The 13,406-nt window shown below is 65.8% G+C and carries 12 protein-coding genes; 4 read left to right on the forward strand and 8 right to left on the reverse strand.

Annotation, left to right across the window (positions count from 1 at the left end; translation table 11 throughout):
* Positions 1-111: 111 nt before the first annotated feature.
* From ACFVTE_RS15135 to ACFVTE_RS15150, 4 genes are all read right to left on the reverse strand, one after another.
* Positions 112-1,260 carry a low temperature requirement protein A gene (locus ACFVTE_RS15135; RefSeq protein ID WP_387101664.1) on the reverse strand — a complete coding sequence of 383 codons (1,149 nt, stop codon included), beginning with the start codon at positions 1,258-1,260 and terminating at the stop codon, positions 112-114.
* A gap of 240 nt (positions 1,261-1,500) precedes the next feature.
* On the reverse strand, positions 1,501-2,970 hold the full coding sequence (locus tag ACFVTE_RS15140) for an AAA family ATPase (RefSeq protein ID WP_387101666.1): 1,470 nt from the start codon (positions 2,968-2,970) through the stop codon (positions 1,501-1,503).
* 299 nt (positions 2,971-3,269) lie between these two features.
* Positions 3,270-4,349: a TM2 domain-containing protein gene (locus ACFVTE_RS15145; RefSeq protein ID WP_387101668.1), complete on the reverse strand. Its 1,080-nt coding sequence runs from the start codon at positions 4,347-4,349 to the stop codon at positions 3,270-3,272.
* Positions 4,350-4,681: 332 nt separating this feature from the next.
* Complete coding sequence (locus ACFVTE_RS15150) at positions 4,682-5,098, reverse strand: ester cyclase (protein ID WP_387101670.1); 417 nt, start codon at positions 5,096-5,098, stop codon at positions 4,682-4,684.
* Positions 5,099-5,281: 183 nt separating this feature from the next.
* On the opposite strand from ACFVTE_RS15150, the gene ACFVTE_RS15155 reads away from it, so the two are divergent.
* From ACFVTE_RS15155 to ACFVTE_RS15170, 4 genes are all read left to right on the forward strand, one after another.
* The gene (locus ACFVTE_RS15155) at positions 5,282-5,572 is read left to right on the forward strand and encodes a YegP family protein (protein WP_387101672.1); all 291 of its coding nucleotides are present in this window, start codon (positions 5,282-5,284) and stop codon (positions 5,570-5,572) included.
* A 146-nt stretch (positions 5,573-5,718) separates the two neighbouring features.
* Positions 5,719-7,512, forward strand: coding sequence for a RecQ family ATP-dependent DNA helicase (locus ACFVTE_RS15160; RefSeq protein ID WP_387101674.1), 1,794 nt, complete (start codon positions 5,719-5,721; stop codon positions 7,510-7,512).
* Positions 7,513-7,654: 142 nt separating this feature from the next.
* Positions 7,655-8,410, forward strand: coding sequence for an ArsR/SmtB family transcription factor (locus tag ACFVTE_RS15165; protein WP_387101676.1), 756 nt, complete (start codon positions 7,655-7,657; stop codon positions 8,408-8,410).
* Positions 8,411-8,574: 164 nt separating this feature from the next.
* Positions 8,575-9,771 carry a TerC family protein gene (locus tag ACFVTE_RS15170; protein WP_387101677.1) on the forward strand — a complete coding sequence of 399 codons (1,197 nt, stop codon included), beginning with the start codon at positions 8,575-8,577 and terminating at the stop codon, positions 9,769-9,771.
* Positions 9,772-9,873: 102 nt separating this feature from the next.
* Here the strand turns inward: ACFVTE_RS15170 and ACFVTE_RS15175 are convergent, their stop codons facing one another.
* The 4 genes from ACFVTE_RS15175 to ACFVTE_RS15190 all read right to left on the reverse strand — a co-directional run bounded on the left by ACFVTE_RS15175 (position 9,874) and on the right by ACFVTE_RS15190 (position 13,358).
* On the reverse strand, positions 9,874-10,746 hold the full coding sequence (locus tag ACFVTE_RS15175; RefSeq protein WP_387101678.1) for a serine hydrolase domain-containing protein: 873 nt from the start codon (positions 10,744-10,746) through the stop codon (positions 9,874-9,876).
* A gap of 204 nt (positions 10,747-10,950) precedes the next feature.
* Complete coding sequence (locus tag ACFVTE_RS15180) at positions 10,951-11,148, reverse strand: hypothetical protein (RefSeq protein ID WP_387101680.1); 198 nt, start codon at positions 11,146-11,148, stop codon at positions 10,951-10,953.
* Positions 11,149-11,353: 205 nt separating this feature from the next.
* Entirely contained in the window at positions 11,354-11,980 is a 627-nt protein-coding gene (eda, locus tag ACFVTE_RS15185; RefSeq protein ID WP_387101682.1) for a bifunctional 4-hydroxy-2-oxoglutarate aldolase/2-dehydro-3-deoxy-phosphogluconate aldolase, read from the reverse strand.
* Positions 11,973-13,358, reverse strand: coding sequence for a mannitol dehydrogenase family protein (locus ACFVTE_RS15190; protein ID WP_387101898.1), 1,386 nt, complete (start codon positions 13,356-13,358; stop codon positions 11,973-11,975). The genes eda and ACFVTE_RS15190 overlap by 8 nt, the downstream gene beginning before the upstream one ends.
* Between the last annotated feature and the right edge of the window lie 48 nt (positions 13,359-13,406).

Consider the following 13,406-nt stretch of genomic DNA (forward strand, 5'->3'; position numbering starts at 1 on the left):
GCACTTGGCGACTCAGGACACCGTGTAGCTCAGCCGGTACTTGGCGCGTACCACGCGGACGCCGGGGCGTGCATGTCACGGTGCAGCCGGGCCCTCCTGCCGCGGGGCCCGTCATTGGGACTGCCGGCGGACCAGCGCGTCCGTCACCGCAACACCTATCAGCGGAAGGGCCGCGCCAATGGCGGCTACGAAGGCGGGTACCAGGAAGCTAACTCCGGCCAGGAGCACCAGGGCGCCGACGCCCACCAGCCGGGACCCTGCCACCCGGCCCAGCACGCGCTGGATGAACACGGCCTGCCCGGCGAGGAAGAGCGCCGGGCCGCCATACAGGAACAGGACGGTGGCCACGTCCGGATGCTCGAGCGGGTGGCTGATGACCAGCTCGTCTCCCACCGCCACCAGGATCAGTGCGGCCAGCAGCACCATGAGCGTGTTGCCGGCCACGACGCCCGGGCGGAAATGGTCGGCCTCGGAAGCCAGCCTGTCCAGGGTCTCCTTCTCCAGCCGGTAGAAATAGCACCACCAGATGGCCACGCTGCCGGCCAGGGCGACCGTGCCGGTCAGCAGAATCAGCGGATCCTCAAGGTTGGCGGCGATGGCGGTGCCGGTGGTCAGGATCCCCTCGCCGAGCGCGATCAGGTAGAACAGTCCGAACCGTTCGAAGATCCGCTCCCCTGCCAGCGGCACATGCTTTCCTTCGGTCCTCACACCCGGCACGCGGTGTGCCAGCAGGTGTCCAGTGAGGTCCAGCAGCGCCCCGGCGCCCCAGAAAACCAGCTTGAGCTCCGGATCGAAGAACACCCCGGCAATCCACAGCGGCGCGCTGACGCACTGCCAGCCGAGCGTCCGGACGAAGTGGCTCTGCAGGGTTCCGTCCAGGCCGGTGGTGAGCATCCATGCGCCCCTGCCGACCTGGATCAGCAGATACCCTTCGACGAAAAGCCAGCCGAAGTCCCCGAAGGCGGCATCGATCGAGGCGTTCATGAACAGCGACACGAGCATGATCAGCAGCAGCAGCCAGTGCAGCTCGAGCTTGGCGGTGTCCAGCAGGGTTGCCACCCACATCGTGTACGTCCAGACGAGGTACACGGCGACAAGCAGCACCAGGGTTTCGGCGGCGCCCGTCCAAGTGGGGTGCTCCAGCAGATGGTGCGACAGCTGGGACACCGCGAACACGAAGACGAGGTCGAAGAACAGCTCGAGATGCGTGACGCTGTCGTTCGTTCCCTCACGCCGCAGCAATGACTTCGCCCGGATCATGTGGAAAGGCTGGCAGTGCGGTTCGGGGAAGTCAACGACGGCGGGTGGCTGGCTTGGGTTTCGACCGGCTCAACCAGCGGGGTCTCCCAAGTGACTCGCAGTTGTTGTCGTTTTGAGGGCCCATAACGACAACAACTGCGAGTCAGTTGGGTGGGCGTTCCGTCTGGAGTGCTGGGTATTCGGCCAATGTCAGGCAGCCAGGTAATCGCCAGTACCGAACGCCGTCAGGCGTGCAAATGCCTATGGTGCTGGGGTTGCACTCGTCACGATTGCTTCCGCCGCTCTAACAAGTTCTTGGGCCTGCTCACGGATCTCCGGCTCCATCAGCCACGTGGCGATCAGAGCATGCCGGACCAGGCTTTCTGGAAGGGCCAAGTATCTCGCAATTTCAAAGAATACTTGTTGATGGCTGACACCGGCTGTGAGCGCGACGGCAGTTTCGAATTTATCAACCGGTACACCGAGCCGATCAGCAGCCACTTCCGGGTTAGCTGACAGGATACTGTGCTCAGGCAATTGTCCGGGCAGATAGAGGGCCGGACGACCGGATGACCGCTGGTCGCCATCCAAAACTAGCAACGGCGTGAGCCTCGTCGATGCGCCAAGGAGGCCTGTCGCCCGGACTGCTTCGTTTACTCCCCCGCAAGGAACAATGTCCCACGATCTGCCGTGTTCCTTGGCAAATTCAGTGAATATCCGTTGAAGAATGTCCCTAGCAAGTGAGTCTTCAACCAGTGCAACGAAGCGAACTGCTTCCTCATAGCCGAGCGCAGCCATGACGTCATCGTGGCCTACCCCGGACCTAATAGTTGTCCCCTCCCGGGACTGCGCTGCGAAGCGAAGCAAACTGGAAGGAACACGGCGAATCATTGCCTCGGAGTGAGTGGCAACTATGGTCTGGAAGCCGCGACTGAGGGTTTGGCGCGCTATTTCGTCGATAAATGCGCTGTGCCCGCGCGGCGACAAATAACTCTCTGGCTCGTCTATGAGGACAACGTCAGTAGGGTTCGATCGTTGGAGTTCCCATACGCAAAACAGAACCCACAGCTCCCCAGAACTCATCTCAAATGCCGTTCGCACAGTCCCATCAGCCATCGTTGCCGAAATCCACGGTGCAGAGAAATCCTCATGCTGGAATGACTTCAAGTGCACTGATGCGTATTCACGCCCCAAAATCCTGTTGATGCTTTCAAGCGTGTCCCTGTCGCAGACAAGCTCATCGGCAAACCGGTAGAGGACTTTCGGGTTGAACGACTCCTGCATCCACATCGAGTATTCACCGAACGCCCTGTGGGCGCTCAGCAATTGCGTGATGCTAAGCTCCTCGGCTGCTTCCTCGTATCTGAAGCTGTGAGGTTGTGGCACGCTCAGGTCCACGAGGGCCCGGCGGGGTTCCCAGCCGTTCCCCATGAACACGACATGTTCCCCGATTACCGCACCGTCCTCTGCTGGCCGGTCGGCACTCCACGGCCGTCGACCTGGCGGCAGCGGCAGAGAGCCATCACCGTATGAAGGCAAGGACTCTTCTACAACTTTCAAAAGGTAGCTCTTACCAGCCCCGTGGCAACCCGCCACAGCCGTGAGCTGCCCGAAGGTGACCTCCTGCTGGACAAAAACGGGCGAAGTGGAAATCGAGATCCGTTGCAGCTGAACCCGAGCTGAATTGGCGAGCTTGGCATAAACGCGCGATGAAGATGAATGCGATGTCATCCGCCGATGCTAAGCGAGCGGACAGACAGCGTAACGAACAGCATGAAATCAGCGCACGTGATGGGTGCCGGTCACACCACGTCCTTGGAACAGTCTGGCAGCCTATGGGAGAAGTCAACGACATCGGCCGGCTCGTTCCTGGTCGGTGACGACCCCAAGTGACTCGCAGTTGTTGTCGTTTTGAGGGCCCATAACGACAACAACTGCCAGTCAGTTGGGTGGGCGGCATGCAAAAGGCCCCGCGGGACCGGGCATGGTGCCGGGTCCCGTGGGGCCTTCGTGTCGGGAGGAGTAGAACGCTACTTGACCGCGATGGTCCAGTCGCCGTCGGAGTTCACCTGGACGAAGCCGGGGGTGAGCGTCACGGTGCCGCTGTAATCGCCGATCTTGTTGACGGCGAGCTCGGGAACCTCGTTGCCGAAGCCCTGCACCACGAAGGTGCCCTCACCCTTGTTGGTGATGGCTGCCTTGTCGCTGGCCACATCCCAGTACAGGACCCTGTCGCCGTGGCCGCTGACCTTTTCCGTGGAGGACGGGACGCTGTCGATGTCCTCGATCTTGAGGGTCCACGCGGAGTCGGCGCTGATGTTGAATTCGGTGGTGGGCGTGCCGGCGCTGGTGTCGACCAGGTGCGAACCAGCGTAGGCGCCGGTGGTGTTGACCAGCAGGATCTCGGCGCCGTTGGTCTCCAGGGCGGTATTGCCGGTGCAGGCCTTGCACGTGAAGGTCACGACCGCCGGTAGCCCCTTGAGGTCAACCGTCTTGACGGCGTCGCCCGTGCCGGTCAGCGTCTTGGCTTCGAGGTGCGGCCGGTCCTCCCCGGCGGCTGCCTCCTCGGTGCTTTCCGGTGCAGCGGACGAACCGGCGGCACTCTCCTGCGTGACAGGTGCCGCAGAGATGATCGGCGGGGTGGCGGCCTGCCGGACAAGAGCGGCAGTGGCAATTCCAACGAACACGCCGATCACCAGGCTGACCACCACATAGGCCACGGTGACCACAACGGCCACGTTCTTGTGCTGCGCATACCCTGCCAGCGGCCGGCGGTTCTTGTCCGTCTGCTTCCCTGCCAGCGTGATGATCAGGTCCACGAGGGACCACCAGCCCAGGCCACCCAACGTCAGCAGCTTGGCGATGCCCGTGCCGATCTTGCCGAGGTAGAAGCGGTCCACGCCCAGGCCGCCCAGCAGCAGGGAGAACAGCCAGGTGACCAGGAAGGACTTCTGCGGCTCCGCCCCATACTGCCCCGGGAACACCCCATACTGCCCCGGATACGCCTGCCCAGCGTTCTGCCCGTCCAACAGCTGCCCGTTCGCGTACTGCGGCGCGCCGTAAGTGGTGTAGTCGGAGGGCGGCGGCGGGGTTGGGCCGGGGTGGCTCATTGCGGTCCTTTCAGGGCAGGCGACGGCAGGGGTCGCCGAGGTGGCGGAGGAAGAGTGAGGTGGGCAGTGCGGAAGGGTGTGGTGCGGAAAGGGTGTGGCACATGGCTTCAAGAAGCCCGTCTACTTAAGGCTTTATGGCTTGCACATATGCTGCTGTCCCCCAGTTTGACGCTTTGACGTCACCGCCCCCATAAGGGATGATACAGGGCTTCCGGATGGCACACGGGGACGCCACGGCGCGTCCCGGACGGCGCGCCGCAAAGACGTACGACGACGGCGGCCGCCGCCCGCCGTCGTCGTCCTTTTGTTTCTGTGCGGTCAGCTAAGCCGGCCTACTTTGGCACGGCTCCGATCTGCTGCATGAGGCTCAGCGTGTCCGTCGATCCCCAGTGTTCGGCCACCTTTCCGTCCTGCACGCGGATGATGTCGATACCCGAGAATTCCACCGACTTGCCGGTGGCCGGGACGCCCGCGAAGTCGCCCTGGTGTGTTCCGGTCAGGATCACGTGGGCGGCCTCGAGGTCGCCGTCGGCGAGCGCCGGCTCGCTGGTCTTCACCGCGAGGTCCGGAAACGCCGTCCGGACCGCATTCACGTAGAACTTCACTCCCTCCTTGCCCGGTGGCTGGCCGGGGAGCCCCTCCTCGTGGTCGACGACGTCGTCCGCCACCATCTCGTCGATGACCGCCAGGTTTCCGCCCGTCAGCACCTCGTCGTAAAAACGCTTGATCAGTCCGTTTCCGCCAGCCATCTCCGTCTCCTTTGCGGTTGTGGCCACATATGGCAGTTGCATTGTCCTCCTGCCGATTTGGGGCTTCAATGGTCAGTTGCTTCCCGAAATTCGGGAGCCGCGGGGACGGTCCTTCCGGGCGGGAAAGGTCCAAAATAGACTCGGGGGACATGCCCAAACCAGCAACGAACGAAGAGGTTTGACATGGCCGGATACTTTGAAATTACCGATGCCCCGGACGGCGGCTTCCGCGTCAGGCTTCTGGACGGGGCGGGCAGCCTGGTGGCGGTCTCGGTGAAGTACCCCACCAAAGAGGCTGCCGTCGCCGGGATTTCCTGGACCAGGGAGGTGGCCGGCACCGGCCTCATCCGCGACATGAGCCGGGGCGGCCACGGGGAGATCATCATCCCCAAGTCGAGGGTTGCCCACGCGACCACGCGGATCCACTCCCACACCCGGTTCCAGACCGCTGCCAGAGGGGTCCATTCCCACTGACGTACTGACCTGCCGGCTGGCTGGCGGGGCATGGGCAAAGGGGACATGACGTCGGGCGGGCCTCGCACTGGGGCCGGGCCGCGCATTAGGGTGGATTCCACGGCTGAAGACACCCGGCCTTGGAACGCCCCTAGGGAGCCGCCACCATGACCGAAGCCCTCGCCCCCAGCACCGGAAGTGCTGAAACCGGAAATACCGCAGCCGAATGCACCGGTACCGAAAGCCCAGATGCCGTCGCCGCCCTGCGCCGCATCGCCGCCGACAGGCTCGGCCTGCCACACCTCCGCGACGGCCAGCTGGCCGGAATGACGGCCCTCGCGTCCGGGCGTGACGTCCTCGCGGTGATGCCGACCGGCTACGGCAAGTCAGCCATCTACCAGGTTGCCGCGCTGTTCATTCATGCCGGCCTCATCCACGGCGGGCACGGCGGCGCGGAGCACCCCGACGAGCCCGGCGCCAGCAGCGCAAGGCGCGGTCCCGCCGTCGTGGTTTCCCCGTTGATTGCGCTGCAGGAGGACCAGCTGGACGGCCTGCTGGAGAACCTGGGCGGGGAGTCCGCCGTCGCCATCAACTCGGGCCGGAAGGATTCCGAGGTGGAGGATGCGTGGGAGGCGGCCGAGCGGGGCGATGCCGCGTTCCTCTTCCTCGCGCCCGAGCAGCTGGCCAAGACCGAGACGGTGGAGCGGCTCGCGGCCATGGACGTGGCGCTGTTCGCGGTGGACGAGGCCCACTGCGTTTCGTCCTGGGGGCACGACTTCCGCCCCGACTACCTGCGGCTGGGCGAGGTGCGCGGGCAGCTCGGCAACCCGCCGGTCGCCGCCCTGACTGCCACCGCTTCTCCCCCGGTCCGTGACGAGATCCAGCAGCGCCTCCGCATGAAGGACCCGCTCGTGCTGGTCCACGGCTTCGACCGGCCCAACATCCGGCTCGACGTCGTCCGGCACCTCGAGGAGCGAGACAAGGAGCGCGCCGTCGTGCAGCAGGTGGCCGAACTCAAGGGGCCCGGGCTGCTCTACGCCGCCACCCGCAAGGACACCGAAACTTACGCGGCCGAACTCGCCGAGCACGGGCTGCGCGCCGCCGCGTACCACGCTGGCCGGAAGCAGAGCGAGCGGGACGAGGTGCACGAGCAGTTCCTCGACGACGAGCTCGACGTCGTGGTGGCAACCACCGCCTTCGGCATGGGCATCGACAAGCCCAACGTCCGTTTCGTCATCCACGCCGATATCCCCGAGTCCCTCGACGCGTACTACCAGGAGATCGGGCGCTCCGGCCGCGATGGCCAGCCCGCCTCCGCCGTGCTGCACTATCGTCCCGAGGACCTCGGACTCCGCAAGTTCTTCGGCACCCACAAGCCGGACGAGGACGCGCTGCTCGCCGTCCTGACCGCCCTGCGCGCCGCCGACGGTCCGGTCACCCAGAAGGCGCTCGCCGAACAGACCGGCATCCCCGGCCGCCGGCTCACCGGGGTGCTGAACGAACTGCTTGAGACCCGTTCCGTGAAGGCCCTCAAACGCGGAGTCCGGCTGGAACCCGGCGCCAAGCTGCCCAGGGTGGTGGAACACGCCGTCGAGCTCGCCGAAGCACGCCAGCGCGTGGACCGATCGCGGATCGAGATGGCTCGCGGGTACGCGGAGACGGACGCCTGCCGGCGCCAGTTCCTGCTTGGCTACTTCGGCGAAGACCTGCCCGAGCCGTGCGGCAACTGTGACAACTGCGCCGACGGCTCCGCGTACGAAGAGGATTACGACGGCGCCGCGGCCGCCGCGGGCGGGGAACCCTTCCCGCTCCAGGCCGCTGTGGTGCACAAGGAGTGGGGCGCGGGCATCGTGATGCGGCACGAGGAGGACGTGATCACCGTGCTGTTCGAGCAGGAGGGCTACAAGACGCTCTCCCGCCAGGCCGTGACCGAGGGGAAGCTGCTGACGCTGGCAACGTGACGCCGTCGTGCTGTCCCGTCCCGACCCAACTGGCTCGCAGTTGTTGTCGTTTTGGAGCCTCAAAACGACAACAACTGCGAGCTACTTGGGGTGACCCGCAGACCCGTTGACATGTGACCAAATGGTCACCTATCCTGATCGTGTGGACGCCGTATTCAAGGCCCTCGCCGACCCCATCCGCCGGGACCTGCTGGACGCACTCTTCCTCGAGGACGGCCAGACCCTCAGCGCGCTGGAGTCACGGTTCGAGATCACCCGGTTCGGCGTCATGAAGCACCTGAAGATCCTGGAAGAGGCGGGCCTCGTGGTGACCCGGCGCCGCGGCCGCGAGAAACTGCACTTCCTCAATCCGGTGCCCATCAGGCTCGTCCACGACCGGTGGGTGAGCAAATATGCAGAACCATGGGCCGCTGCGCTTAGCGACCTCAAGACCCGATTGGAAAGTCCCATGGAAAAGATCTTCGAAATCTACATCAAGACCACGCCGGAACGGCTCTGGGAAGCCATCACGGACAGCGACATCCGCAGCAAGTACCAGTTCGGCAACACGCTGAAGTCGGACTGGACGCCGGGCTCCCGCTTCGAGATGGGCAACCCCAGGGCAGGGGAACTGCTGGGCGAGGGCGAGAACCTTGAGGTCGATCCCCCGCGCCGGCTGGTGCAGACCATGCGCGCGCTCTGGGGCGAGGACGTCAAGGCCGAGGGCACTTCCCGCGTCACCTGGGAAATCGAGCCGGTCGGCGACGACTCCTGCCACCTCACCGTCACGCACGACCAGCTCCGCGAAGGCGCCAACGAACAGCTCTACGGCGGATGGCCGATGATCCTCTCCGGTCTGAAGACGTGGCTCGAGACCGGCGAAAAGCTCACCACGCCGGGCTCGCTGATGTACGGCTGAGCGCAGCTTCGCGGGAACTTAAGTGACTCGCAGTTGTTGTCGTTTTGAGGGCTGAAAACGACAACAACTGCGAGTCACTTGGGTTAAGGGAAGGAGCTCAGTGGGTAGGCTTGACTGCAAGCCCCGCCCGCAACGCCCGCCGCAGCGCCTAGGAAAGAGGCAGCATGGAAGTTCCCACTATCGTCTGGATACTCACGATCGCCGGAATCGTCGCGCTCCTGGCCTTCGACTTCTTCTTCCACGTCCGCAAGGCCCACACCCCGTCCCTGAAGGAATCCGCCACCTGGTCGGCCATCTATGTGGGCATGGCCCTGGTGTTCGGCCTCGGCGTCTGGATCTTCGGCGGCTCCAAAATGGGCACCGAGTACTTCGCCGGCTACGTGACCGAGAAGGCGCTGAGTGTGGACAACCTCTTCGTCTTCCTGATCATCATGTCCAGCTTCAAGGTGCCGCGCGCCGACCAGCAGAAGGTGCTCCTGTTCGGCATCGTCTTCTCGCTGCTCGCCCGGACCGGCTTCATCTTCCTCGGCGCCGCGTTGATCAACAGCTTCGCCTGGGTGTTCTACATCTTCGGTCTGATCCTGCTCATTACCGCCGGCAACCTGCTCAAGCCGGACAACCACGACGACGACAGCGAGACCCTCGTGGTCCGGCTCGCCAAGAAGTTCCTGCCCGCCTCGGAGCATTTCGACGGCGACAAGCTTTTCACCGAGGTGGACGGCAAGAGGGTCCTCACCCCGATGCTCCTGGTGATGGTGGCCATCGGCGCTACGGACATCCTCTTCGCGCTGGACTCCATCCCGGCCATCTTCGGCCTGACGCAGAACGTGTTCATCGTCTTCACGGCCACGGCGTTCTCGCTCATGGGCCTGCGGCAGCTGTTCTTCCTGATCGACGAACTCCTCGACCGGCTCATCTACCTCTCCTACGGGCTCGCCGCCATCCTCGGCTTCATCGGCGTGAAGCTGATCCTGCACGCCCTGCATGAGAACAACCTGCCGTTCATCAACGACGGCGAACATGTCAACGTCGTCGAAATCAGCACCGGCCTGTCGCTCAGCGTGATCCTCGGCGTCCTCGCCGTCACCATCATCGGCTCGCTCCTGAGCCCCAAGGGCAAGGCCAAGACCATGGTCTCCGGCGCCAGGCGGCACGCCACCACGTATGTGGACCTGAACTACGAGACGGACATTGCCGAGCGCGAGCGGATCTTCGACAAGCTGGTCCATGAGGAGCAGGAGCTGAAGAAGCTGCCGGAGAAGTACAAGCGGCTCATCCGGAACCAGACCGAGTTCATGGACCTGATCCGCCAGGCCCACGCCGAGCACGACCAGGCCCTCGAGCGCGCCGGGGAGAAGTAAGTCCGCAAACGGCAACGGGGCCACGCAACACCAACGCGAGGTCACTTGGCGCCCAATCCGAAGGGTTTATTGGGCTGTAAGTGACCCCGCGTTGGTGTTTTCTTAGGTTTTGGCGGTTAGTTCCGCTAGGAGCCGGAAGCCGTGGCGGTCCACGGATGCCGCTGTTGCGGTCAGAAGTACGACGCCGGTCCCCGCCTTCCGGTCCAGGCCCACCCAGGAGCGGAAACCGCCGGTGCCGCCGTTGTGCCAGGTAACCTCGCGGCCCTTCGCATTTAGGGTCATCCAGCCTGCGCCGATGCGGGCGGCCGGCCCGGCGAAGTTGGCCACCGGATCCAGCGCGGCCAGACCCGGGGCTAAGCCGTCCAGCAGGGCCTGCAGCAGCCGGGCCATGTCGCTGATCGAGGCCCGGATCCCGCCGGCCGGGGCAACCGCCTCGCCGGTCCACGGCCGCATCAGCCGGCCCGAGCGGCTCCGGCCGGCGACCGCCGTCGGACGCACGGCAGCGGCAGTGGCCGGCGCGTAAACAGAATCGAGCCCCAGCGGACCCGCGAGCCGCTCGCGGAGAAGGTCCTGGAAGCTCAGGCCGGCACCGGCCGCGACGGCGTGGCCCAGGAGCTCGAAGCCGAAGTTGGAGTAGCGCGGCCGCGGGGCTCCCAGCTGGGCAGTGCGGGCCTGGCCGAGCAATTCAGGGAGGGTTTCGCCGTACGGATTGGTGCCGTGCAGCATCAGGGCAAGCGTGCGTCGGAGCGTGCCCGCCTGACGGGGCAGCCGCGGCAGCCCGGAGGAATGCGTACTCAGTGAAGCCAGCGTCACCGCCGCCGCCGGGCAGTCGCCGAGCGGCAGCCGCTCCCCCAGCATGGTGTCCGGGCCGAGCTCGCCGCGGCTCAAAGCGTCGGCATAGAGCAGCCCGGTGATCCCCTTGGAGACGGAGCCGATCTCGAAGTCAGCCGAAAGGGAGGCGCCGTGGCTTGCCACGGCAACCTCCCTCGCGGAAACAGTGGCCGCGGCAAACACCGGCCGGCTGCGGCCCAGAGCCTTTCGTATGTGTTCTAAAAGTCGTGCGTCGCCGTGGATCCCTAAATCGCCGGCGGCCTGTTGACCGGCGGGTTCACCGTGCAGTTCACTCACGGTGCCATTCAGTCATGGCGACGCGGAAGTGGCAATCCAGCGCCCAATAACTCAGTGCCTGTGGAGGAAGTGGCGGATCTTGTTGCCGATTCCTTCCGCGGTGCGGCCGCGACCCATGGAAGAGGTCCGTCCCGTGGTGTAGGGCCTGGTGCCCCGCGTGTATCCCCTCGAGTATCCGCCCGTGGTTCCGTGGGTGGTCCGTCCGGAGAGTTTTCCTGCGGCATTCCTGATCATGTTGCCCAAGTTCATGATGAACTCCTTTGGTAGTGCGTCTGTTCAGGCTGCGACCGGTTTTTAGACCAGTCTTTCCCGACTCTACGCCCGCCCACCGGGGCGTGGCTACCGCAGAGTATTAGTCCTCCAAAAAGCAACGCGAGGTCACTTACAGCCCAATCCCGCGGCATTATTGGGCTGTAAGTGACTCCGCGTTGGTGTTTCGGAGGTCGGCGGAATACTAGGTGCGCAGACCTGCCGCTTCCCGTGCCAGCTCAGTGATCCGCTGCCAGTCACCGCTTTCGACGGCGGCGCGCGGCGTCAGCCAGCTTCCGCCGACGCAGCTGACGTTGGGCAGCCTGAGGTAATCCGGCGCGGTGGTCAGGCTGATGCCGCCGGTGGGGCAGAACGTCACCTGCGGGACGGGTGCGCCGATGGCCGCCAGGTACGGCGGGCCGCCGGCAGGACCGGCCGGGAAGAACTTCATGGTGTCCAGCCCGCGCTCCAGCACGGCCATCACCTCGCCCACCGTGGCCACGCCCGGGAGCACCGGCACGTCGAGGGAGAGCATGTGGTCCAGCAGCGCCGGCGTCACGCCCGGGCTCACCAGGAACTCTGCGCCTGCCGCCACCGCAGCGTCCGCCTGGCCGGGCGTCAGGATGGTGCCCGCGCCCAGCAGGATGTCCGGCACTTCGTTGGCGATGACCTTCAGCGAGGTGAGCGCCGTGTCCGTCCGGAGCGTGAGCTCGATGATCCGGACGCCGCCGTCGGCCAGTGCCCGGGCAACGGGAACCGCATGCTGCGGGTCCTCGATGGTCACCACGGGGACGACCGGGGAAACGTTCAGAACGCTGGTGGCGTCAGCCATGGTTGATCTCTTTTCTCAGGCCGTCCAGCCCGTGCGTGTCGATGATGCTGTACCAGTGGATGAGGAGGTCCGCGAACCCGGTGTGCGCCGCGAGTTCGGGATCGAAGACGCTGCGCACGCCCAGCAGGGCGGGGACCACGTCGGCCGCGTCCTGCGAGGCGGGCAGCGCCGCGTGCAGTTCGGCGGCCAGCGGGTCGTTCAGTTCGTCCGCGGGCGTGGTGGCAACATGCCGCATCCAGGCAGCGACGGCGAGCGCCGCCCACCGGGGTTCGCGGCCGGCGTCGAGGTTTCCGCGCACGGTGCTGAGCAGGCGCAGGCCGATCTTCTGTGACCCGTCGCTGCCCACCTTGGCCGTGGTGTGGCCGAGTGCGGGGTTGGCGAAGCGGGCCAGCACCTGGCCGCAGTAAGCGTCCGCATGGAGCCCCTCCGGAAGCGTGATGGTGGGCAGGACGTCCTCGGCCATCATGCGCCGGGCGGCGGTGTGGAACGCTTCCTCGGCGACGCCGTCGCTGATGGTCTCCTTGCCGGCGGCGAGGCCGAGGTAGGCCAGCAGCGAGTGGCTCGCGTTCAGCAGCCGCAGCTTCGCCGCTTCCCAGGCCGCGACGTCGCTGCTGAACAGGGCCCCGGCATCCTCCCAGCGCGGGCGGCCGGCGGCGAAGTTGTCCTCGATGACCCACTGCATGAACGGCTCGGCCACCACGGCGGCCTCATCCCGCAGCCCAAGTTCGCGTTCGACGGCGTCCAGGTCACCCGCCGTTGTGGCCGGTACCATCCGGTCCACCATGGTGCTGGGGAACGTGACGTTGGCGTCCAGCCAGGCGGTGAGCGGCTCGGCTTCGGCGGCCGGCAGTGCTGCCGCGAAGGCACGGACCAGGGTGCCGGTGAGTTCGCCGTTGCCGGGAAGGTTGTCGCACGAGACCACCGTGAGCGGACCGGCCCCGGTGCGCGAACGCTGCTGCAGCCCGCGGGCGATCTGGCCGATGGCCGTGAGCGGCGCCCGCCCCTGCAGGTCCGCCTGAACATCGGCGTCCGCGAGGTTGAGCGAGCCGGTGTGCGGATCGATCCGGTAGCCCTTCTCGGTGATGGTCAGCGTGACCACCAGGGTCTCGGGCGCCGCGATCAGGTCCACCACGGCGGCCGGGTTGTCCCGTCCGGAGATGGCGTCCACGATGCTGGACACCACGCGGAGCGGTGCCGCGCCCTCGCCCCGTTCGGCCACGGTGAACAGCCCGTCCTGCGGGGCAAGCTGCCGGGCAACGGTATCCGAGCGCTGGGTGACGCCGGTGATCCCCCAATTGGATTCCCCCGCGGCCAGCATGGCGTTCTCGGTGAACACAGCGGTGTGCGCGCGGGCGAAGGCCCCCAGGCCCAGGTGCACGATGCCGGGCTTCAGGCCGTTGGCGCGGAGCCCAGCCCCCGGGAACGC

Source organism: Arthrobacter sp. NPDC058097 (assembly GCF_042884885.1).
GTDB lineage: Bacteria > Actinomycetota > Actinomycetes > Actinomycetales > Micrococcaceae > Arthrobacter.